The 21,875-nt window shown below is 74.5% G+C and carries 18 protein-coding genes and 1 pseudogene; 9 read left to right on the forward strand and 10 right to left on the reverse strand.

What is annotated here, in order from left to right:
- Nucleotides 1-624 (forward strand): P-loop NTPase family protein, encoded by a 624-nt coding sequence (locus tag CKY47_RS08465; protein ID WP_306745114.1) that lies wholly within the window; start codon nt 1-3, stop codon nt 622-624.
- A 7-nt stretch (nt 625-631) separates the two neighbouring features.
- On the opposite strand, the gene CKY47_RS08470 is transcribed toward CKY47_RS08465, so the two are convergent.
- Nucleotides 632-766, reverse strand: a complete 135-nt coding sequence (locus CKY47_RS08470) for a hypothetical protein (RefSeq protein ID WP_306745115.1) — start codon at nt 764-766, stop codon at nt 632-634.
- Between the two features lie 135 nt (nt 767-901).
- Between CKY47_RS08470 and CKY47_RS08475 the strand changes: the two genes are divergently transcribed.
- Genes CKY47_RS08475 through CKY47_RS36855 form a run of 3 tightly spaced genes read left to right on the forward strand, consistent with a single transcriptional unit; the run spans nt 902 to nt 2,864 of the window.
- Nucleotides 902-1,564, forward strand: a complete 663-nt coding sequence (locus CKY47_RS08475; RefSeq protein WP_306745116.1) for a hypothetical protein — start codon at nt 902-904, stop codon at nt 1,562-1,564.
- Nucleotides 1,565-1,602: 38 nt separating this feature from the next.
- A complete protein-coding gene (locus CKY47_RS08480) occupies nt 1,603-2,709 on the forward strand; it encodes a pentapeptide repeat-containing protein (RefSeq protein WP_306745117.1) in 1,107 nt (368 codons plus the stop codon).
- A complete protein-coding gene (locus CKY47_RS36855) occupies nt 2,706-2,864 on the forward strand; it encodes a pentapeptide repeat-containing protein (RefSeq protein ID WP_371320637.1) in 159 nt (52 codons plus the stop codon). The genes CKY47_RS08480 and CKY47_RS36855 overlap by 4 nt, the downstream gene beginning before the upstream one ends.
- Here the strand turns inward: CKY47_RS36855 and CKY47_RS08485 are convergent.
- Together CKY47_RS08485 and CKY47_RS08490 are read right to left on the reverse strand one after the other, a co-directional pair.
- Nucleotides 2,861-3,931: an acetate/propionate family kinase gene (locus CKY47_RS08485; protein WP_306745118.1), complete on the reverse strand. Its 1,071-nt coding sequence runs from the start codon at nt 3,929-3,931 to the stop codon at nt 2,861-2,863. The genes CKY47_RS36855 and CKY47_RS08485 overlap by 4 nt on opposite strands.
- Before the next feature lies 1 nt (nt 3,932).
- A complete protein-coding gene (locus CKY47_RS08490; RefSeq protein WP_371320638.1) occupies nt 3,933-6,257 on the reverse strand; it encodes a phosphoketolase family protein in 2,325 nt (774 codons plus the stop codon).
- A 215-nt stretch (nt 6,258-6,472) separates the two neighbouring features.
- Here CKY47_RS08490 and CKY47_RS08495 point away from each other — a divergent pair.
- Together CKY47_RS08495 and CKY47_RS08500 are read left to right on the forward strand one after the other, a co-directional pair.
- Nucleotides 6,473-6,910, forward strand: a pseudogene (locus CKY47_RS08495) (P-type ATPase actuator domain-containing protein); the annotation flags it as partial.
- 438 nt (nt 6,911-7,348) lie between these two features.
- Nucleotides 7,349-8,446: an HAD-IC family P-type ATPase gene (locus CKY47_RS08500; protein WP_306745119.1), complete on the forward strand. Its 1,098-nt coding sequence runs from the start codon at nt 7,349-7,351 to the stop codon at nt 8,444-8,446.
- A 104-nt stretch (nt 8,447-8,550) separates the two neighbouring features.
- Here CKY47_RS08500 and CKY47_RS08505 read toward each other — a convergent pair whose 3' ends face one another.
- Nucleotides 8,551-8,904, reverse strand: coding sequence for an STAS domain-containing protein (locus CKY47_RS08505; protein ID WP_306745120.1), 354 nt, complete (start codon nt 8,902-8,904; stop codon nt 8,551-8,553).
- 183 nt (nt 8,905-9,087) lie between these two features.
- Here CKY47_RS08505 and CKY47_RS08510 point away from each other — a divergent pair, with 183 nt between their 5' ends.
- Nucleotides 9,088-11,709, forward strand: coding sequence for a SpoIIE family protein phosphatase (locus tag CKY47_RS08510; protein WP_306745121.1), 2,622 nt, complete (start codon nt 9,088-9,090; stop codon nt 11,707-11,709).
- Here the strand turns inward: CKY47_RS08510 and CKY47_RS08515 are convergent.
- The 6 genes from CKY47_RS08515 to CKY47_RS08540 are packed head-to-tail and all read right to left on the reverse strand — an operon-like array spanning nt 11,690 to nt 17,576.
- Nucleotides 11,690-13,243, reverse strand: coding sequence for a fused response regulator/phosphatase (locus CKY47_RS08515; protein WP_306745122.1), 1,554 nt, complete (start codon nt 13,241-13,243; stop codon nt 11,690-11,692). The genes CKY47_RS08510 and CKY47_RS08515 overlap by 20 nt on opposite strands.
- Nucleotides 13,240-14,967 (reverse strand): ATP-binding protein, encoded by a 1,728-nt coding sequence (locus tag CKY47_RS08520; RefSeq protein ID WP_306745123.1) that lies wholly within the window; start codon nt 14,965-14,967, stop codon nt 13,240-13,242. Before CKY47_RS08520 ends, CKY47_RS08515 begins: the two co-directional genes overlap by 4 nt.
- Nucleotides 14,964-15,989 carry a SpoIIE family protein phosphatase gene (locus CKY47_RS08525; protein ID WP_306745124.1) on the reverse strand — a complete coding sequence of 342 codons (1,026 nt, stop codon included), beginning with the start codon at nt 15,987-15,989 and terminating at the stop codon, nt 14,964-14,966. Before CKY47_RS08525 ends, CKY47_RS08520 begins: the two co-directional genes overlap by 4 nt.
- Nucleotides 15,977-16,387, reverse strand: a complete 411-nt coding sequence (locus CKY47_RS08530; protein ID WP_306745125.1) for an anti-sigma regulatory factor — start codon at nt 16,385-16,387, stop codon at nt 15,977-15,979. Before CKY47_RS08530 ends, CKY47_RS08525 begins: the two co-directional genes overlap by 13 nt.
- Nucleotides 16,384-16,758, reverse strand: coding sequence for an STAS domain-containing protein (locus tag CKY47_RS08535; protein WP_306745126.1), 375 nt, complete (start codon nt 16,756-16,758; stop codon nt 16,384-16,386). Before CKY47_RS08535 ends, CKY47_RS08530 begins: the two co-directional genes overlap by 4 nt.
- Entirely contained in the window at nt 16,758-17,576 is an 819-nt protein-coding gene (locus CKY47_RS08540; RefSeq protein ID WP_306745127.1) for an STAS domain-containing protein, read from the reverse strand. The genes CKY47_RS08535 and CKY47_RS08540 overlap by 1 nt, the downstream gene beginning before the upstream one ends.
- Before the next feature lie 195 nt (nt 17,577-17,771).
- Here CKY47_RS08540 and CKY47_RS08545 point away from each other — a divergent pair, with 195 nt between their 5' ends.
- Together CKY47_RS08545 and CKY47_RS08550 are read left to right on the forward strand one after the other, a co-directional pair.
- Nucleotides 17,772-18,146 carry a hypothetical protein gene (locus tag CKY47_RS08545; protein ID WP_306745128.1) on the forward strand — a complete coding sequence of 125 codons (375 nt, stop codon included), beginning with the start codon at nt 17,772-17,774 and terminating at the stop codon, nt 18,144-18,146.
- 65 nt (nt 18,147-18,211) lie between these two features.
- On the forward strand, nt 18,212-21,694 hold the full coding sequence (locus CKY47_RS08550; protein ID WP_306745129.1) for a DEAD/DEAH box helicase: 3,483 nt from the start codon (nt 18,212-18,214) through the stop codon (nt 21,692-21,694).
- Nucleotides 21,695-21,875: the final 181 nt, after the last annotated feature.

A 21,875-nucleotide genomic window follows, 5' to 3' on the forward strand; every position in this document is an offset into this window, starting at 1 on the left:
GTGACCGAGGACGCCGTGCGCAACGTGGTCGACGGGCAGGTCCTGGGTGACGTCGTGCAGGTGGGCAGCGCGGCGTTCGTCCCGGAGACCCGGCCGACGGCCGTGGCCGGCCTGCCCCCGCCCGCCGTGTTCGTGGGGCGGGAGCGCGAGCTGGCCCGCCTGGTGGCCGCGCTGGAACCGGGGGCGCCGTCCGCCGTGCTCGTGTGGTCGGTCGGCGGCCTGCCCGGCGTGGGCGAGACGGCCCTGGCCGTGCGGGCGGCGCACCGGGCGGTGGCCGCGGGCTGGTTCCCCGGTGGGGTGCTGATGACGAACCTGCGCGGCTACGACCAGCCGACCCAGCGGATCACGCCGTCCACCGCGCTGGCCGGCCTGTTGGGCGCGCTGGGCGTGGCGAGCGGGCACATCCCGCCCGAGGTCGACGACCGCGCCCGCCTGTGGCGCTCCCGGCTGGCCGACCGCCCCCGCACGCTCGTGCTGGCGGACAACGTGTCCGACGCGTCCCAGGTCGTGCCGCTGTTGCCCGGCGACTCCCGCCACCAGGTGCTGATCACCAGCCGGCACTCGGCCACGTGGACGAGGCCACCGGCTGGTACCTGCGCAGCCTGCGCATCGTGGAGGAGATGACCGACCGCTACGGCTTCGCCTGGTCGTCGGGGAACTGCCGGACGTCGCCGAGGTCGAGGGCGACCCGACCCGTACCGGGGAGCTGCTCGCGCCCGTGACGGGCGATCAGGGCCCGGCCGGCGACGTGGGCGCCCGGGACCATGACGCCGACGGCCGGCGCGCCCCCAGGCGTTGACAGCGGTTCCGGCAGGGGAGTTCCGCAGGCGCCCCACCGACCGGCCCGAACGCCCTACGCTGGACGTGGACAGGGACGACGTCGTTCTCCTGGGGGTCTGCCGTGCCGTTCTTCCGGAAGTCCCACCCCGAGCCGTTCGTGGAGCGGCCGCAGGCGCGCCTGGCGTTCATGCTGGGCGAGTACAACGCGATCCGGGCCGAGCTGGTGGCGGCCGTGTCGACGCAGCAGACCGTGATGACGTACGGGCTCGCCGCCATCGCGGTGATCTACACCGGGCTGCTGGCGAGCTGGTCGAACGTGCCGCTGCGCACCGGCATCCTCGCGCTGTCCCCGGTGCTGCTCGTGTTCGTGTGGTTCGTCTGGTACGGCGAGGTGCAGCGGCTGGGCCGGGCGCGCTGGTTCCTGTGGGAGCTGGAGAAGAAGGTGAACGCCCTGCTCGCGACCACCGGACCCCTGCCGTCCGGCTCGGTCCTGCCGGCGGGCGACGTGCTGCACTGGGAGAGCTGGGTGCGCGGCCGCAACCCGTGGCGGACCAACCTGCACTCCCGCCCGGCCTACCACCTGGCCTCGGGCCTGCTCGGCGGCACGGCCCTGGGCACGACGACCCTGTCGGTGGTGCTGAGCACGCTGGTCGGCCTGCCCACACCCCTGGTGGTCCTGGTCTACGCGGGCGCGGGCGGATCGCTGGCCATGCTGGGCTACGCCCTGCACCTCGTCCGCCGCAACCCGCTGCTGCGCGGCGGCGGTCGCCCGATCGGCGACTGAGCCGTACGGTTCCGGCGCATCCGGACGATCACACCGTCGTGAAGTTCACGGAACAGGTCCTGGCGAGCGTCCGCACGGGTCGACGGACGCGGGTGGTCGCCGCACTGCTGGGCACGGCGCTGGCGATCGACCAACTGCTGCTCTGGCACTGGGACGTCGAGCACGAACTGTTCAGCAACAGCCACCTGCCGACGGAGAGCGGCATCGCGTTCGGAGGACCACCCTGGGGCCTGGGGTGGGTAATGCTGCTGTGGTCGGCCGAACCGGACCTCGACGGCCGCCACGAGTACCCCTACCCGGGCAACCCGCTCGGCCAACTGCTCTACGCGTGCGGCCCGGTCCTCGTGGTGGCGCTGCTCGCGGTGGTCGCGCGAGCCACGGCGCGGGACGGCGCACGGCTCGTGAACGGGAGTGCGCCCGAGTCCGTCGAACGGGCGCGACCACCCGTCGACTGGGCCCGGATCACGTCCGCGGTCACCAGTCCGACCGCCGTCCTGGCCCTGGTGTTCACCGCGTTGTCGCTCAAGGCCACCCGCGACCAGATCGGCATCACCGCCGAGGGGCAGATCACCAACCGCTACACGCAGGCGGTGCAACTGCTCGGCACACCCGGCGACACCGGCCGCGACCTGCGCCTGGGTGGCATCTACGCGCTGGAGCGCATCGCCATCGACTCACCCCGCGACGCCGGGACCATCAGCACCCTGCTGTCCACCTTCGTCCGCGACCACGCCCGCCGGCCCGGCACCGGCCCGTGCCCTCCCTCTCCGCCCGCCGACATCCAGGCCGCGGTCAACGTGGTCACCGGCTGGGAGGTCAAGGCGAACCGCCGGGAGCAGGGGGACGACCTGAGCGGCACGTGCCTGGCAGGCCTGGTGCTGTCGGCCGCGCTCCTGGACAACGCAGACCTGGGTGGCACCGACCTCACCGGGGCACGGATGACGGGGACCAGCATGAACGACGAGAACCTCCGGAACGCGACGCTGACCGGCGCCGACCTCTCCAATACGTTCTTGAACGACACCTGGTTCGACGGCGCCGACCTGACGGGAGCCGATCTTCGCGGCGCGCACTCGCGCGAGGGCGGGCTCAACGGCGCGAACCTGACCGGGGCCACCCTGACCGGGCCACGCTCACCGACGTGAGGGCGTCCGGCGCGGTACTGCGCGGTGCGGACTTGGCGCACGCCGTTCTCGTCGACGGGAACTTCTCCGGCGCAGACCTGACAGGCGCTCACCTCGACGGTGTCGACTCGGCCGACGTGGATCTCACCGGTGCTGTCGGATTGCCGGTGGTCTAGGACCGCAGGGCCGAACGCACCCCGCGCGCGATCTCCACGTCCTCCCGCGCCCCGATCACCAACGTCTGCGTGAACGCCGAGGCGGCGGTCAACTCGGCGTCCCCGTCGACCGAGGCGTTGCGCTCCTCGTCGATCGCCACCCCGAGGAAGGCCAGCCGCGAGGCGGCCATCCGGCGCACGGTCGCCGACCCCTCCCCCACCCCGCCGGTGAACACCAGGGCGTCCAACCCGCCCAACGACGCCGTCATCGCGGCCACCCCCGCCACCAGCCGGTGCACGTACACGTCGAGGGCGAGCACCGCGTCCGGGTCGCCGGCGGACGCGGCGGCGTCGATCTCGCGCAGGTCGCCGGTGCCCGCCAGGGCGGTGAGGCCCGAACGCTCCTCCAAGGCGGTCGCGACCTCGTGCGGCGACAGCTTCTCGTGCTCCTCCAGCCACAGCACCAACCCCGGGTCGACGGTGCCGGACCGGGTCGCCATCACCAGGCCCTCCAACGGGGTGAAGCCCATCGTCGTGTCCACGCACCGGCCGTCGGCGACGGCGGCCAGCGAGGCGCCCGCGCCCAGGTGGCACGTCACCAGGCGCAGCCCCGGCCGCAGCCACTCGGCCGCCCGTCGGGCGCTGTAGGCGTGCGACAGGCCGTGGAAGCCGTAGCGGCGGATCGCGTACCGCTCACGCCACTCGCGGGGCACGGCGTAGGTCGACGCGGCGGCCGGGATGGTGGTGTGGAACGCGGTGTCGAAGCACGCCACGGCGGGCACGTCGGGGTACAGCTCCCCCACCGCGGCCAGGCCCGCCAGCGACTTCGGCTGGTGCAGGGGCGCGAGGGCGGTCAGGTCCTCCAGCTCCCGCCGCACCTCCGGGTCCACCACCACCGGGGCGGTGAACCGCGTGCCGCCGTGCACGACGCGGTGGCCCACGGCGTCCGGGACGGGCCAGTCCCGCAGCACGTCGGCCACCCCGGCGGCGACCGGTGGGACGTCCGCGGCCTGCTCGACCTCGTCACCGGGGCCGAGCAGGCGCAGCTTCAGGCTCGACGAGCCCGCGTTGACGACCAGGACCCGCACGTCAGCCCCACGTCCAGCCGGCGATGGCCGGGTCGTCCTCACCGTGCTCACGCGTGTAGTCGCGCGCCGCCAGCCTCGCGTCGACCATGCGCTGCCGCAGCACCGCCGCAGCACCGCCCAGCGACGGCACGCGGTCGATCACGTCCATCACCAGGTGGAAGCGGTCGAGGTCGTTGAGCATCACCATGTCGAACGGCGTGGTGGTCGTGCCCTCCTCCTTGTAGCCGCGCACGTGCAGGTTGCGGTGGTTGGTGCGTCGGTAGGTCAGGCGGTGGATGAGCCACGGGTAGCCGTGGAACGCGAAGACCACGGGCTTGTCCGTGGTGAACAGCGCGTCGAACGCGCGGTCCGACAGCCCGTGCGGGTGCTCGGTGTCGGGTTGCAGGCGCATCAGGTCGACCACGTTGACCACGCGCACCTTCAGCTCCGGCAGGTGCTCGCGCAGCAGCTCGGCCGCGGCCAGCGTCTCCAGCGTCGGGATGTCGCCCGCGCACGCCAGGACCACGTCCGGTTCGCCGTCGGTGGTGCCCGCCCAGTCCCAGACGCCCAGGCCGCGCGCGCAGTGCGCGATGGCCTCGTCCATCGTCAGGTAGGTCAGCGCGGGCTGCTTCCCGGCGACGATCACGTTCACGTAGTGCCTGCTGCGCAGGCAGTGGTCGGCGACCGAGAGCAGGGTGTTGGTGTCCGGCGGCAGGTAGACGCGGACGATCTCGGCCTTCTTGTTCACCACGTGGTCGAGGAAACCCGGGTCCTGGTGGGAGAAGCCGTTGTGGTCCTGTCGCCACACGTGCGAGGACAGCAGGTAGTTGAGCGAGGCGATCGGCGCGCGCCACGGGATGTCGCGGGTCGTCTTGAGCCACTTGGCGTGCTGGTTGAGCATCGAGTCGACGATGTGGATGAACGCCTCGTAGCTGGTGAACAGGCCGTGCCTGCCGGTCAGCAGGTAGCCCTCCAGCCAGCCCTGGCACAGGTGCTCGGACAGCACCTCGAACACCCGGCCGTCCGGGGCGAGGTGGTCGTCACCCGGTTCGGTGATCGCGTTCCACGACCGGCCGGTGACGTCGAACAGCGCCTGGAGGCGGTTGGAGGCCACCTCGTCCGGGCCCATGACCAGGAAGTTCGCCGGGTTGCGGCGGGTGACCTCGCGGAGGAACTCGCCCAGCACCCGCGTGGCCTCGCTGCTTTCGACCGCGGGCCGCTCGACGGTGACGGCGTGGTCGCGGAAGTCGGGCATCCGCAGGTCGCGCAGCAGCCGGCCGCCGTTCGTGTGCGGGTTGGCGCTCATCCGCCGGTCGCCGACGGGCGCGAGCGCGCGCAGTTCCGCGACCAGCCGGCCGGACTCGTCGAACAGCTCCTCGGGCCGGTAGGAGCGCATCCACTCCTCCAGCTGCGCCCGGTGCGCGGCGTCCTTGCGGGTGTTCGACAGCGGCACCTGGTGCGCGTGGAACGTGCCCTCGACGCGGACGCCGTCGACCTCACGCGGTCCGGTCCAGCCCTTGGGCGTGCGCAGCACGATCATCGGCCACGCCGGGCGGGTGCGGCTCTCCTTGCACTCGGCGATCTCGTCCAGCACGGTGTCCAGAGTGGACGCCAACTGCTCGTGGACGGCCTTCGGCTCGTCGCCGACGACGAAGTGCGGCCGGTGCCCGTACCCGCGCATCAACGAGGCCAGCTCGTCGTCCGGGATGCGCGCCAGCACCGTCGGGTTGGCGATCTTGTAGCCGTTGAGGTGCAGGACCGGCAGCACGACGCCGTCGCGCCGCGGGTCGAGGAACTTGTTGGAGTGCCAGCTGGCGGCCAGCGGCCCGGTCTCCGCCTCGCCGTCGCCGACCACGCACACCGAGAGCAGGTCGGGGTTGTCGAACACCGCGCCGTAGGCGTGCAGCAGCGCGTACCCCAGCTCCCCGCCCTCGTGGATCGAACCGGGCGTCTCGGGGGCGACGTGGCTGGGGATGCCGCCGGGGAAGGAGAACTGGCGGAACAGCGCGCGCAGGCCGTCCACGTCCTCGCCGATGTGCGAGTACACCTCGCTGTAGGTGCCCTCCAGGTAGGCGTTGGCCACCAGCCCCGGCCCGCCGTGGCCCGGACCGGTGACGTAGAGGGCGTTGAGGTCGCGCTGCCTGATCACCCGGTTCACGTGCGCGTAGACCAGGTTCAGGCCGGGGGTGGTGCCCCAGTGGCCGAGCAGCCTCGGCTTGACGTGCTCGGGCAGGAGCGGTTCGCGCAGCAAGGGGTTGTCGAGCAGGTAGATCTGCCCGACCGACAGGTAGTTGGCCGCACGCCAGTAGGCGTCCAGCAGGATGAGGTCGTCTTGCGTGGACGGCATGCGCTCGACGCTAGTCGCGATCACACCGGACCGAAACTCGGGCGGCGCGGTCCGCGCGCCCGGTGGACGATGTCGGCCGCGGAGGTGGCCGATGGCCGGGGTGGACGTGAACGGCGGGAACGACGGGCTGACGTCGGCGGAGGTGGCCGAGCGGGTGGCCGCCGGGCGGGTGAACGCGGTCGTGTCTCGCGACCAGTCGCAGCACCGCGCCGCGCGCCCGGGTGGTCCGCGACGGCGCGGTCGCCGAGGTCGACGTGGGTGCGGTGGTCGCCGACGACCTGCTGGAACTGCGCGCCGGCGACCAGGTGGTCGCGGACGGCGCGGTGGTCGCCTCGGACAGGTTGGAGGTCGACGAGTCGTTGCTGACCGGGGAGTCCGACCCGGTGCTCAAGGCCGCGGGCGACGACGTGCGGTCCGGGTCGGTCGTGGTGGCCGGGACGGGCCGCGCCCGCGCGACCGGCGTGGGCGACCAGGCTCACGCGGCCAGGCTCACCGCCGAGGCCCGTCGGTTCAGCGCGGTCCGGTCCGAGCTCGTCACCGGCACCAACCGGGTTGCTGCGGTGGATCGCCCTGGTCATGGTCGTAGTGGGGACCGCTGCTGCTGTGGAGCCAGTTCCGCAGCCCGGACACCGGTTCGTGGCAGGAGGCCGTGACCGGTGCGGTGGCGGCGCTGGTCGGCATGGTGCCCGAAGGGCTGGTACTGCCGACCAGCCTCGCGTTCATGCTCGCCGCGGTCTCCCCGGCGCGCAGGCGGACCCCGGTGCGGGAGCTGCCCGCGGTCGAGGTGCTGGCCCGGGTGGACGTGGTGTGCCTGGACAAGACCGGCACGCTCACGCACGGCGACATCGTGTTCGACCGGGTGGTGCCCGACTCCCCGGACGACGTCGACGAGGTCGACGAGGCACTGGCGCTGTGCGCGTCGGCCCCGGACGCCAACGCGACCGCCCACGCGCTGGCCGACTCCTTCCCGGGCGGCACGTGGCGGCGCACGGGCGGAGTTCCGTTCTCCTCGGCCCGCAAGTGGTCCTCGGTGGACGCGGACGGGCACGGCACGTGGGTGCTCGGCGCACCCGAGGTGGTGTTCCCGGACGGTGGCTCCCCGCTGCTCGACCAGGCCGCCGACATCGCCTCCGGCGGCAGGCGCGTGCTCGTGCTGGCGCACGCGCCCTCCCCCCGCCCGCGACGGCGTCCTCCCGGCCGGTGCGACCGCGCGGGCGCTGGTCGTGCTCGCCGAACGCGTCCGCGACGACGCGGCCGGCACGCTGCGGTACTTCGCCGAGCAGGGCGTGCGGCTGCGCGTGATCCCCGGGGACGCCCCGCGCACGGTCGGCGCGGTCGCGGTGGCAGTCGGGCTGCCCGGCATCACCGACCCCGCCCAGGCGGTGGACGCGCGGACCCTGCCCGAGGACCCGGACGCGCTGGCCGACGTGCTGGAGGGCTCGGTGGTGTTCGGACGCGTCACGCCGCAGCAGAAGCGGGCCGTGGTCGCCGCGCTCCAGCGGCGCGGGCACGTGGTGGCGATGACCGGTGACGGCGTCAACGACGCCATGGCGCTCAAGGACGCCGACATCGGCGTGGCCATGGGCAACGGCGCGGCGGCGACCAGGGCGGTGGCGCAGCTCGTGCTGCTGGACAGCCGGTTCGCGCACCTGCCGGACGTGGTCGCCGAGGGGCGGCGGGTGATCGCGGACATCGAGCGCGCCGCCGTCCTGTTCCTGGTCAAGAACGCGTACTCGCTGGTCCTGGCGCTGGTGGTGCTCGCGACGTCGCTCGCCTACCCGCTGGCCCCGATCCAGCTGACGCTGATCTCGGCGGCCACGATCGGCGTGCCGGGATTCGTGCTGGCGCTCGGCCCGAACCCCCGCCGGTACGTGCCGGGTTTCCTGGGGCGCGTGCTGCGGCTCGCCGTGCCCGCGGGGGTGGTGGTCGGCCTGGGCGCGTTCACCCTGCTGTGCGCGGCGGCGGTGCTCGTGGTCGGGGCGGTGTCCGGTGCGCTGTGGTCGTCGGCGGCGTCGGCGCCCTGGTACCCGCACGTGGCGCACGGCGTCCCGTCACTTCTGGAGGGCCGGTGGTGGACGCCCCGCGCGAGTCGTACGTCCAAGCCTCGCGAGTCGTACGTCCAGACCGCGCGAGTCGTACGTTCAGGTTCCGTGAGTTCTACGTTCGTACCGACGGGTCGGTACGCCTGAATGTAGAACTCACGGGCCCTGGACGTTGGACTCGCGCGGCTTGGACGTACGACTCGCGCGGTCTGGACGTACGACTCGCGGGGCCTGGGGTTGGGCTCTCGGGGTCAGGAGGTCGTGGCCAGGGCGTCGGTGAGGGTGTCGTGGAGGTCCAGCACCTGGGCCAGGCCCACGGAGGTCAGGGTGCGGCGGATCAGGCGCGGCACGACGACGCGCAGCGTGCCCCCGCCCCGGCGGGTGGCCTCGTGCGCCCGCAGCAGCACGTCGATGCCGACCGACGCGAAGAAGTCCACGTCGCTCAGGTCCACGACCACGGTGCCGTCGCCGTCGCCCACGGCGGCCGTCACGGGGGCGCGCAGGAGGTGCACGGTGGCGATGTCGAGCTGGCCGCGCGCGGTGAGCACGACGGTGGCTCCGTCGGCGTCGCGCCGGGTCGTGGTCTCGAATGCTTCGGGAGACATCGGTGTCCGTTTCGTCACTTCGGGGCAGGAGTCGACCGCGTGTGCGCTGTGGGCTCAACGGCACCGCCTGGCACCAGAAGATCACACCGCGCGGGCCGCGTGCAGACCCCCTCCCCGATGGCGATCGGTGCACGCTCCACGGCCCGGCTAGCCTGGGTGCCCCCACCCCCCGAGGAGCGACCCATGCCGCGAGCGAGCGGACCGGAGCCCGGCGACCTGTCCGGCCTGGTCGGCGACCTGCCGGTCGTGGTCTGGGAGGGTGATCGCGCGACCCGCCGCCTCACGTTCGCCTCGCGGTACGCCGACGTGCTGCTCGGCGGCCCGCCGGACGACTGGGACACCGTCGTGCACCCCGACGACCGCGCGTGGGTGGCCCACGAGCGCTGGTCGCGTGAAGAGGACTTCGAGCTGGTCTACCGGGTGGTCGCGGACGGCCGGGTGCGGTGGGTGCAGGACCGGGTGCGCGTCGGCGAACGGCTGCTGCGCGGCGTGCTGGTCGACGTCACCGACGCCCGCCTGCGCGAGGAGCGCGAGCGGTTCCTGCGCGAGCTGGACCGCGAACTCCAGCGGTTGGACGACGCCGAGGTCGTGATGACCGCGGCGACCCGCCTGCTCGGCGAGCACCTGGGCGTGAACCGGTGCGCCTACGCGGAGGCCGAGGCCGACGAGGACCACTTCGTGATGAGCGGCGACTACGCGAACGGCCTGCCGCCGCTGCCGGGCCGGTTCGCGATGTCGGCGTTCGGCGCGGGCGCGCTGCGCGCGATGCGGTCGGGCGAACCGTGGGTGGTGCACGACAGCGCCACCGACCCGCGCCTGGAGGACCTGGACGCCTACCTGGTCACCGGCATCCGCGCGGTGATCTGCCTGCCGCTGCTGCGCGGCGGCCGGTTCGTCGCGGCGATGGCCGTGCACCAGGCGGTGCCGCGCCGCTGGACCGACGCCGAGGTGGAACTGGTGTCGGTGGTGGTGAACCGCTGCTGGGAGTCGGTGCAGCGCACGCACGCCGACCGGGCCGTGCGCGCGGGCGAGGAGCGCTACCGGCGGCTCGTGGAACGCGCCACCGACGCCATCTGGACCGTCGACCGCGACCTGCGGTTCGTCGACGTCAACCCGGCTGCCTGCGCGCTGCTCGGCGTCGACCGCGCGGGCCTGGTGGGCACGCCGCTCACCGACCTGGTGGAGGACGGGGCCGCGCACCGGCTCGCCGCCCTCGTCGGCTCGACCGCGCCCGCCGTCACCGACGTGTGGGAGCTGCGCCGCGCCGACGGCACCACCGTCCCGGTCGAGCTGAGCGTCCAGGGCACGCCGCACGGGGTGCAGGCGATCGGCCGCGACGTCACCGAGCGCCGGCGCGCGGAGGCCGAGCGGGAGCTGCTGCTCCAGCGGGAGCGCGAGATCGCCGAGACCCTCCAGCGCAGCCTGCTGCCCCCGGAGCTGCCGAAGCTGGCCCGGTTCGCCGTGTCGGCCCGCTACCTGCCCGCGGCGGCGCACGGCCAGATCGGCGGCGACTGGTACGAGGTGCTGCCGGTGAGCGACACGGTCGTCGCGGTGTCCGTCGGGGACGTCGTCGGCAAGGGCCCGACGGCGGCGGCCGTGATGGGCCAGCTGCGCAGCGCCCTCGCCGGCTACCTGCTCGACCGCCACTCCCCCGCCGCGGCCCTGGACCGGCTCGACGCGTTCGCCCGTCGCACGCCCGGCGCGGTCGGCAGCACGTGCGCCTGCGTGACGGTCGACTGGAGCACCGGGCAGCTGTGCTGGGCCTCGGCCGGGCACCCGCCCGTGCTGCTGGTCTCGCCCGACGGCGCGTCTTTCGTCACCGGCGACGCGGGGGCCGTGCTGGGCGCGGACGACGGCATGCCGTACCGCGACCACGCCGTGCGGCTGCCGGTGGGCGGGTCCGCCGTGCTCTACACCGACGGCCTGGTGGAGCGGCGGGCCGACGTGCTCGACGCGGGCCTGGCCCGGTTGGCCGAGGTGGTGGGGAAGTCGCACGCCTCGCCGCCCGACAAGCTGGCCGACGAGGTGGTGTCCGCGCTGCTCTCCGACGGGCAGGCCGACGACGTGGCGCTGGTCGTGCTGCGCCGCACCCCGGGGCCGCTGCTCGGGCGCGGGGTGCCCGCCGTGCCCGAGGCGTTGGGCGGGATGCGCCAGGAGGTGCGCGCGTGGGCCGCGCTGGCCGGCCTGTCGGTGGACGTGCTGTGCGACCTCCAACTCGCGCTGGGCGAGGCCGCCGCCAACGCCGTCGACCACGCCTACCCCGACGGGCCGGGCGACTTCGACTACGAGCTGGAGCGCACGGCGGACGGCGACGTGCACGTGGTGGTCCGCGACCGGGGCCGCTGGCGGCCGGTGCCCGTCGACAAGGGCAACCGCGGCAGGGGAATCGACATCATCCGCGAGTTGGCCGCCGACGCGGTGTTCGACCGCGGCCCGCACGGGACGGTGGTCGACTTCCGCGTGCCGCTCGCCCCGCGCCCCGCCGCGGCCGAGCCGCCCGCCGCGCTCCCGGGTGGGGGCGGGGCGCACGTGCTGCGGCTGACCGGCGACCTCGACGGCGCGGGGGCCGACGCGGTCCGGGCCGACCTGCTGGCGGCGGCGCGCACCCGCCGCCTGGAGCTCGACCTGACCGCCGTGGACTACCTCAGCAGCTCCGGCGTGGCGCTGCTGCTCACCGCCGCCCAGACCGCGCGACGGGCCGGCCTGCCGATGACGTGGACGCTGCGCGCCGGGTCCGCGCCCGACCGGATCGTCGCGCTGTCCGGGCTGTCGGGCACGCCCGGCCTCACGATCCGCTCGGCGTGACCTTCGGCACCAGGCGGTCCCGGCGGAACGCGAACAGCGCGATGTCGTCCTTCTTGTCCTGCCCGAAATCGGCCAGCAGGCGGTCGCACAGCACGTCCATGTCGTCGTCGTGCGCCACCGCCGTCCGCAGCCGCTCCATGCCCTCGTCCAGGTCCGCGCCGGAGTGCTCGACCAGGCCGTCGGTGGTGAGCAGCACCACCGAGCCCACCGGCAGGGCGAACTCGGTCGCGGGCGGGCGGGCGAGGCCGATGCCGAGCAGCGGGCCCCGCACGTCCAGGTAGCGGGTGCCGGAGGCGTCGGCGACCAGCGGCGGGATGTGGCCGCCGTTGGCCACCAGCACCGTCTCCTCGGCGGGGTCGACCACCATCAGGCACATGGTGGTGAGCCCGCGGACGCCGTGGAACTTCCCGATCATCGCGTCGATGCGGCGCAGGATCTCCACCGGGTCGGTCTCGTGCACGGCGTAGGCGCGCAGGGCGTGCCGCACCTCGCCCATGACGAGCGCCGCGGCCAGCGAGTGGCCGGTGACGTCGCCGATCGCGATCAGCAGCCGGTCGCCCAGCTCGGTGACCTCGTAGAAGTCGCCGCCGATCTCGGCGTGCGCGGACGCCGGCTCGTACCGGGCGGTCATCGGCAGGGCGGGCAGCGTGGGCAGCCGGCGCGGCAGCAGGCTGTTCTGGAGCGTCAGTGCGAGCGTGTGCTCCTCGGCGTAGGCGCGCAGGCCCTCGGCGGCCAGCGCGGTCGTCTGGGCCAGCTGGAGGACCAGGTTGCGGTCCTCCTCGGTGGCGACGGCCCCGGGCGGCACGGCCACCCGGATCGGGGCGCTGCGCGGGTTGCCCCGGGCCACCACCACCGACGCCGGGACGCCCGGCTCCCACGGCGGGTCGAGCACGGTGGAGGTGTGCGCGGGCATCCCGTCGAGCAGCGACGCGGGTTCGCTGCGCACGGCGGCCCCCGTGCTGCCGACCAGCAGCGGGCCGCCCGGCGGTGAGAGCAGGACGGTCGCGGGCGTGCCCGCCACCGACGCCGCGCCCTCGGCGGCGGCCTCGGCCAGCGCGTGGAACGTGGTGGTCGAGTTGATGCGGAGCGTGGCCGAGGTGAGCTTGGCGAGCCGGTCGGCCAGCCGCTCGGCCAGCGCGCGGGCCCGGTAGTAGCGCAGCGCCGCCTCGACCGTGGCCAGCAGCTCGCGCGGCTCGATCGGCTCGGTCAGGTAGGCGTCGGCGCCCCGGTTGAGGCCGGTGATGCGGTCCTCGGTCTCGCGGAACGCCGCCGAGACGTGCACCACGGGCACGGCCGCCGTGCGCGGGTCGCTCTTGATCCGCTCGGCGACGTCGTAGCCGCTCATGTCGGGCAGGTCCACGTCGAGCAGCACGAGGTCGAACTCGTGCTCGCCGAGCTTGGCCAGCGCCTCGCCGCCGGTCACGGCCTCCGACACGTGGTGCCCACCGCGGCGCAGCCAGCTCACGCGCACGTAGCGGCTGGTCACGGTGTCGTCCACGACGAGGATGCGGGCCCCCTCCGCGGGCGGGGTCATCGGGCCTCCCTGCTCCGGGCCGCGGCACGGGCGCCGCGCACCGATTCGCGCACCGAGCCCGGTGCGATCCCGGCGACCGGCACGACCACCGCACCGAGGGTCGCGGCGGTGCGCTCCAACCCGCTGTCCATGTCCTGGCTCACCACGAGCACCGGCACCGACCGCGACTCGTCCGCGCCGCGCAGCACCGACAGGATCTCCGTGCCTCCGACGTGCGGCACGTCCACCGCCAGCACCACCAGGTCCGGTCGGTCGCGACGGGCGACCACCAGCGCCTCGCGGCCGTCGACCACCTCCACCACGGACTCGGCCAGCCCTTCCAGCGCGGCCACCACGAGGGCCCGCACGACGTCGTCGGGCACGACGACGAGCGCGAGCGCGGCCGTGGTCGTGTCGTCGGGTTCCTGCAACGGCAGGGTCACGGTCACCTCCGTGCCCTCGCCGGGCGTGCTGCGCAGGACGAGGTCGCCGCCGAGGATGACCGCCAGCCGCCGCGCGTAGGGCAGGCCGAGACCTGTGCCGCCCGCGCCGATCTGGAGCCGGCCCGGCACCTGGTAGAAGTCCTCGAACACCCTGGCCTGCTCGGTGGGCGGGATGCCGATCCCGGTGTCCGAGACGACGAACCGCAGGTGCGTCCCCTCGACGCGCACGTCGAGGCGCACGCTGCCGCGCTCGGTGAACTTCAGCGCGTTGGACAGCAGGTTCCGCAGCACCCGCAGCAGCATCACCTCGTCGGTGACCAGGGCGGGCAGCCCTTCCTGGTGGTCCACGACCAGCTCCACGTCGGCGCCGCGCGCCAGGGCGTCGACCGTGCCGTGCAGCCGGGCCAGCAGCAGCGGCAGGTCGACCGGCGCGAACCGGGGCCGCAGGCTGCCCGACTCGGCCTTGGCGGTGTCCAGCAGCTCGTTGATCAGGGCGAGCAGGGTCGAGCCCGCTTCGTTGATCAGCCCGACCTGGTGGCGCTGCTCGTCGGTCAGCGGGTCGCCGTCCGGGTCGGCCAGCAGGCGGGCCAGGCCCACCACGGAGTTCACCGGCGACCGCAGCTCGTGGCTGATGTTCGACCAGAACCGGGTGCGCGCCTCGCCCGCCTCGCGCAGCTGGGTGGTCTTCTCCTCCAGCTCGGCGTAGAGCGCGACGACGCCCTGGTTGGTCTGCTCCAGCTCGTCGGACAGCTCCTTGTGCAGGGCGATGATGCCCTGGTTGGTCTCTTCCAGCTCCTCGTTGAGGCGGATCAGCTCGCGCTGCTTGGCCTCCAGGTCCTCCAGTGTCTGCACCAGGTCCTGGTTCTGGGCGCGCAGCTCGTCGACCGAGTCGGTCGGGTCCGCGGCGGTGGTCGCCCGGCGGCGCAGCCGCGCCACCTCCTCCGCCGTCGGCGGCACGTGGCTGGCGGGCAGCGACTTGACCACGGTGACCGCGCCCCCGTCGACGACGACCTCGTCCATCAGCCGGCGCGCGGTGGCCCAGCCCGGTCCCGAGGTGTCGGTGGTGTGGACGCGGACCAGCAGGGCGGGCGACGGGTCGCGGCGCAGCAGGAACGTGACCGTGGTCGGTCCGGGCACGCGGACCAGCTCGCGGGCGAGGTCGCTCAGGGTCGTGGCGACCCGGATCTGGTTCTGCCCGTCCATGCCGACGACGGCGGCGGCGTCCCGACCGTGCTGGCGCAGCGGGAAGACGTCGGCCTCCCGCTGGACGCCGGCGTGGAACAGCACCAGCGGCGCGGTCACCTCGCCACCGCCACGAGCACGCCCGCGTCGTCGCGGCGCACGCCCGCGTCCCGCAGGAGCCTGGCCGCGACCACCAGCGGCGGCTGCTCGGCGAGGTCGTCGTCGGGCTGCCATCGCTCGGTCAGGCCGTCGGAGTGCAGCACGACCAGCGCGCCCGGCGGCAGGTCGTAGTCGAACGCCTTGATGGTCCGCGCCTGGAAACCGGCCACGCCCGGCACGGAGACCATGCCGCGCTTGCGGCCGTCGGCGATCACCGAGGCGCCGATGTTGCCGACCCCGGAGAAGCGGACCCGGCGGGCGACGAGGTCGAGGTCGGCGACCGCCAGCGCGCCGCCGCGGGTGCCGCGCAGGGCCTCGTGGATGCGGGCCACGGCCTCCTCGGGCGGGCCGCCGCCCGGCAGGGCGCAGAACGTCCGCACGGCCTCCCGCGAGGCCGAGGCCGCCAGCGGGCCGTGACCGGAGCCGTCGCACATCATCAGCGTGAGCCGTCCCGGCGCACGGCGCACGGCGTAGGCGTCGCCGCACACCTCCTCGCTGCCGAGCGGCCTGGTCAGGCCGGCGGTCGTGCCGTCGTCGAGGTCGGCTTCGCGGCGGTGCGACCGGAACCGGGCGGTCAGCACGGTGCCCCGGTCGCGGGTCGAGGACAGCGCGAACCCGTCGGCCGCCCTGGCCACCGCGCCCAGGCCGAGGCCGAGGGTGCCGGTGGTGGACTGGCCGTCGGACATGGCCAACCCGATGTCGACGATGCCCGGGCCGCGGTCGATCGCCAGCACCTCGACGGCGGCGCGGTGCTCACCGCGCACCGAGCGCAGCAGCACCTGGCCCTCGACGGCGTGCTTGAGCAGGTTCGTGCCGATCTCGGTGACCGCCAGGCCGATCTCGGCGACCCGCGAGCCGGGGAACGCCAGCCGCTCGGCGAGGCCGGTCGCGGCCCGCCGGACGCGGCCCACCTCGGCCGCCTCGTCGACCCGCAGCCAGGCGACGTCCTCGGTCATCGGCAGGCAGGTGCTCACCTCTTCCACTTCACCACCGTCACCGTGGTGCCGCGCCCGACCTCGGTGTCGAGGTCGAACTCGTCCACCAGCCGCCGCGAGCCGCTCAGGCCCAGGCCCATGCCCGTGCCGCTGCTCCAGCCGTCGGCGAGGGCCAGCGCGAGGTCCGGGATGCCCGGCCCCTGGTCCTCGAACGACGCCCGCACGCCCTGGCGGCGGCCGTCGTCGACGACCTCGACGCGGGCCGTGCCGCCCCCGCCGTAGATCAACGTGTTCCGGGCCAGCTCGCTGGTCGCGGTGACCAGCTTGGTCTGGTCCACGAGCGAGAGCTTCACGCGCTGGGCGTACCCGCGCACGACCTGCCGCACCCGCACCACGTCGTCGTCACCGGCGATGGGCAGGACCTCCGCACCGCCGGCGGCGGTCACAGGCGCCCTCTTCGCCGTTCGCCCAGCTCGCGCAGGATCTTCATGCCCCGTTCGAGGTTGAGCGCGGTGCGCACGCCACCCAGCGTGAGGCCCAGCTCGACCAGCGTGATCGCCACGGCGGGCCGCATCCCGACCACGACGGTGTCGGCGTCGAACAGCTTCGACAGCGAGGCGATGGTGGCGAACATCCGGCCGATGAAGGAGTCCACGATCTCCACCGCCGAGATGTCGATCACCACGCCGTGGGCGCCGCTGCCGGAGATCCGCTCCGCCAGGTCCTCCTGGAGCGCGAGCACGCTCTGGTCCTGGAGGTCGATCTGGATGGACACCAGCAGGATGCCCTCGATCTGGAGGATCGGCACGCGTTCCATCAGCGGTTCACCCGCACGATGTCCGCGCCCTCCTTGCGCAGGGCGTGGCGCAGCGCGTCGGCCAGTGACGCCTTGGTGGTGATGTCGCCGAACTCGATGCCCAGCTCCACGATCGTCTGGGCGATCTGCGGCCGGATGCCCGAGATGGTGCACTCCGCGCCCATCAGGCGGGCCGCGACCACGGTCTTGAGCAGGTGCTGCGCGACCTGGGTGTCCACCGCGAGCACGCCGGTGATGTCGATGATCGCCTGCTCGGAGCCGGTCTCGACCAGCGTCTCCAGCAGCTTCTCCATGACGACCTGGGTGCGCGCCGAGTCCAGCGTGCCCACCAGCGGCACGGCCAGCACGCCCTCCCACAGCTTGACCACCGGCGTGGTCAGCTCCAGGAGCTGCTCCGACTGCTCCTTGATGATCTCCTCGCGGGCGCGGGCGTAGGTCTCGAACGTGATGAGGCCGAACGCGTCGAGCAGCTCCGAGAACGCCAGGAGCTGCTTGAACAGCTCCGGGTCGTCGTCGTTGCCGGCGAGCTCGAACACCACGCGCTTGAGCGCGAACACGCTCGACGCGGTCTCCGCGGGCGTGTAGCCGGCGCGGGCCCGCGACCGCGACATCTCCTCCAGCACCGACCGCAGTTCGGCGAACCGAGCGGAGGTCACGTCGCGCCCGTCGGCATCCGCGACGGGCAGCAACGCGGCCAGGAATTCCCGGAAGTCGCGCTCCAGCTCCGCGCCGGTCGCCCGACCGCGCACGGTCGACGCCACGGTCGCGACCCACCGCTCCACCAGGGCGTCCGCGTTGTCGCGCAGCAACCCCGTCAAGCGGTGTGCGTGCCCAGCTTCCCCTACCACTCGTGCCTCCTAGTGAGCCTGCTCCCTTCGAGACAGTAGACCGGGAGCCCGGCCGGCTCAGCACGTGACTCTTCCGACAGCCCCGGACCGGCCCTGCGGGGACCGGTCGTGCGGGACCGGTCGTGCGGGACCGGTCGCGGGACCGTTCGGCCCAGGGTGTCGGTCGTGGACCCGGTGGTGCCCCGGTACGGGGCCGGCTCGCTGTCCGACGTGGTGCCCTCGCCGCCGGCCGGCCTGGGCGTGCCGGGGGCGGTGGACGTCCTGGGCCTGGCCGGCCCGGCCCGCGTGTGCGTGCTGCTCGTCGACGGGCTCGGCCGGGAGCTGCTGCGCGATCACCCGGCCGACGCGCCGTTCCTCTCGTCGCTGTCCGGCCCGCCGATCACGGCCGGTGCTGGGCGACCGGGCGTGGGCCGAGGCGGTGGCGACGGCCTGGTCCGGACGCGGGCGGAACCGACGTCGAGCGGGTTGGTCGGGCAGCACGGTTCGCTGACGGCGGCCGAGCAGCACGTCCCGGTGCTGGTGGCGTCCGGCGGCGGCTGAGCGTTCTCGCATAGCATCGCCTGGCGGCCGAGGGGCCGGGACGGAGGCGGTGGGTGGAGAGCGCGGTGGACACGTCGGTCCCCGGGGTCGTGCAGGCCCGGTGGGGTGTCCGGCCGGAGCCCGCCATCGCCCGGTACGCCGAGCCGGGGTGGCAGCTCTCGCCCGTGCCGGTCGACCGCCGTTGCCCGCGCTGCGAGGGCGAGCTGCACGGCCTCTACCGCGCCCACCCCGACCGGGGGCGGCAGCAGTTGCAGGCGGCCGTGGCGTGCCCCGCCTGCCCCGCGACGTTCACGCTGCGCGAGCTGAAGCTGGCGCAGAAGTCGGTGCTGGGCGAGCTGCGGCCGGAGGCCGTGACGCGCCGCCTGGCGGAGGACGCGCAGCTCGAAGCCCTGGCCCGCAGCACGCGCGCCCGGCCGCACCCCGCGGCCGGGCAGCCCCCGCTGATCGGGCCTCCGGCGGTCGAGCCGCCGGTGGTCGAGCCGCTGGTGGTCGAGCCGGGGCCGCCGAGGCCCCGGCGGGCGGTCCCGGTGGTCGAGGACGGGCCGCCGGACGACGCCGAACTGCCGAACGTCGACTTCGCGGCGCGGGCGCGGGAGGAGGCCGAGGCCGCCCGCGGCGCGGCAGGTCGGGACACGGCAGGGCAGGACACCGCCCTGCCGGCCCCCGCGGCGGCCGGGGAGGTCGTCGCCGAGGCGGAACCGGCGCGACCCGCCCGGCGGGTGTCGACCGTCGCCATGGCGGCCCGCATCCGGTCGATCCTCAGCGGCTCGGACGAGGCGCCCACCGCCCGCTCGGGCGAGCTGCCCGTGCTGCCGACGACGGCGGCGGAGATCCGCCGGCCGGTGTGGTGGGTCAAGACCGTCGACCCGGCGATGGACCTGCCCGACGTGCCACCCGGCGTGGACACCCGGGTCGTGCTGCCCGACCGGCCCGAGTTCGACGACCTGCGCGCCCGCCTGGCCGACGCCGGCGTGCCGTTCCGCGCGGTCCGGCACTGGTTGGAGCAGGAGGACGTGACGACCGGGTCGGCGTCCGCCTGGCTGTCCGAGGTCGGCGGCGTGGTGCCGGAGCGGTGCGAGCCCGTGACCGGGGAGGCGGCGCGGGCCGCGCGGCTGGCGTTCGAGGTGCTGTGGGACCTGCACGAACCGGCGGGCGAGGCGCCCGACCCGGTGCCGGTGGACGGCGCGGTGCCCGCCGACTGGATCAGGTTCCTGCCGTTCCCGGTGCTCAACCCGGCGCAGGCGCAGGCCGCGCCCCACCTGGTGGACGGCGACTCCCACCTGCTGATCACCGCGCCGACCGGGGCGGGCAAGACGGCGATGGGCATGCTCGCGGTGCTCAAGGCCATCCTGGAGGAGGGCCGCAAGGCCGCCTGGCTCGTGCCGCAGCGCTCGCTGACCGACGAGCTGGACCGCGAGCTGGAGACGTGGCGGTCGCAGGGCCTGCGGGTCGAGCGCCTCTCCGGCGAGTACGCGGTGGACGTGGAGGCGGTCAAGGCCGCCGACCTGTGGGTGGCGACGACGGAGAAGTTCGAGGCGATCTGCCGGGCCGGTTCGCTCCAGGCCGCGCTGGGCGAGGTCGGCTGCCTGGTCGTGGACGAGATCCACCTGCTGGGGAGCCCCGGGCGCGGGGCCCTGCTGGAGGCGCTGCTGGCCCGGGTGCGCGGCGCGGACTCGCCGGTGCGCATCGTCGGCCTGTCGGCGACCGTGTCGAACGCGGCCGAGGTGGCCGAGTGGCTGGAAGCCGAGCTGGTGGCCACGACGTGGCGGCCGTCGCGGGTGACGTGGCAGCTGCCGACCATCCCGGCCGCGTCCGGGTTCGCCGCGAACAACCGGCTGCGCGAGCAGGTCGTGCTCGACCTGACGCACCGGCACACCACCGAGGGCGGCAGCGTGCTGGTGTTCTGCGGCTCCAAGCGCAACGTCCGGTCCACCGCCATGGCGATCGCCGCCGACCGGGGCGCGCCCGTGCACACCGTGGCCGCGGACGACATCGACGGCCTGACGAAGGTGTGCGCCGAGGTGGGCGTGCGGCTGCACTACGCGGACTACGAGCACAAGCACGCGGCCGAGCGGGCGTTCCGGGGCCGTGAGGCGGACGTGCTGGTGGCGACCTCGACGGTGGCGGCGGGCGTGAACCTGCCCGCGCGGGCGGTCGTGGTGCGGGACGTGTCGATCGGCGGTGAGCCGATGGACACCTCCACGGTGCTCCAGATGTTCGGCCGCGCCGGGCGGATCGGCGCCGGGGAGACCGAGGGCTGGTCGTACCTGGTCGTCGACGAGACGCAGCGCGCCGACTGGCAGACCAGGCTGGTGGCCGGGTACTCGGTGTACTCGCGCATCCGCGAGTCGCTGCCCGACCACGTGCTGGCCGAGGTGCTCCAGGGCCGCATCCAGACCGTGGACGACGCGCGGGCGTGGTGGGTGGAGACGCTGGCGCACGCGCAGGGCGACGACGACGCCGAGCCGGTGCAGGAGGCCGTGCGGTTCCTGGTGGACGAGGGCCACCTGACCTCGGTCGACGGCCGGTTGGCGATCACCGAGCTGGGCCGGCTGACCGCGCGGATGATGGTGTCCACGCACACCGGGCACCGGCTGCGCCGCACGCTGGGCCTGCTGCCCGTGCCGCGCGACGCGGACTCGGCCGAGCTGGCGCTGAGCCTGGTGCTGTCGGTGGCGGTGCGGGACCTGGCGGGCATCCCGGTGCCGGAGGCGGTGCGCCCGGCCGTGGCGACGGTGATCAAGGCGGGCGGCAGGACGTCGCGGATCACGAACACCACCTCGGTCAAGGGCCTGGGCTCGCAGACCACCACCGCGCCCGGCGACCTGGCGTGGGCGGCGCTGCTGCTGGTGTCGCGGTCGCCGCACCTGTTCGACGCCTCCCGGCCGACCCGGCGGGTCGCGGGCGGCATCCCGTTGGTGTCGCTGCACGCGGTGTTCGAGCAGGCGCCGAGGTTCCTGGCGTGGCTGGCGGCGCAGGGCGTGCTGGGCACCGTGCACCCCTGGATCGCGATCGTGGCCGCCGACCTGGACCACCGCGTCCGGTGGCGCTCGCTGGCCCCGGCGCGCGGCGCGGGCCGGCTGCTGTGGATGTGCGAGGAGATGGCGACCAGGCCGCACCTGCGCGAGGTGGTGCCCGACCTGTTCCGCACGGCGGTGGCGCGCGGCGTCCGCTCGCCGGACTGGCCACCGGGCCGCTCCCCCGCGGGCTGCGTCCTCGACCACGCGGGCTACACCGCGCTGCTGCGCGAGCGCACCACGACCTGCACCCTGGCCGCGCACGCCACCGAGGCGACGGTGACCGGCGGCACGGGCGGCACGGCCGTCGCCTGGCGGGGCCGCTCCTGCACCCCGCCCACGACGTCCGCGTCGACCCTGGCCTACCCCGACTCCGACGACGACAGCCCGGAGGCGGGCGTGGCGGTCTTCACCCGCCGGGGCGACCACCGGGCGACCGGCTGGCTGGCCGCGTACAGCGCGATCACCCCGCCGGAGGAGTCGCCGGAACCGCCGCGCCCCCGCCGTTCCCGGGGACTCGGCAAGCTCTGACCCGCGCGGGGGTCGACACCGGCGCGGCGGTCGTGGTGACGAGCCCCGGCACGGAGAGCCGGGGCGAACCCGTGTACCCGGTGCTGTGCTCCGGCAAGGTGTTCTTCCGGCCGGCCGGGTGCTTCACCGCTTCCCCGAGGGAGGTGGCGGACGCGCCGGAACCGGCCGAGGAGCCCGGTGC

This window comes from Saccharothrix longispora (assembly GCF_030852425.1).
Taxonomy (GTDB): Bacteria; Actinomycetota; Actinomycetes; order Mycobacteriales; family Pseudonocardiaceae; genus Actinosynnema; species Actinosynnema longispora.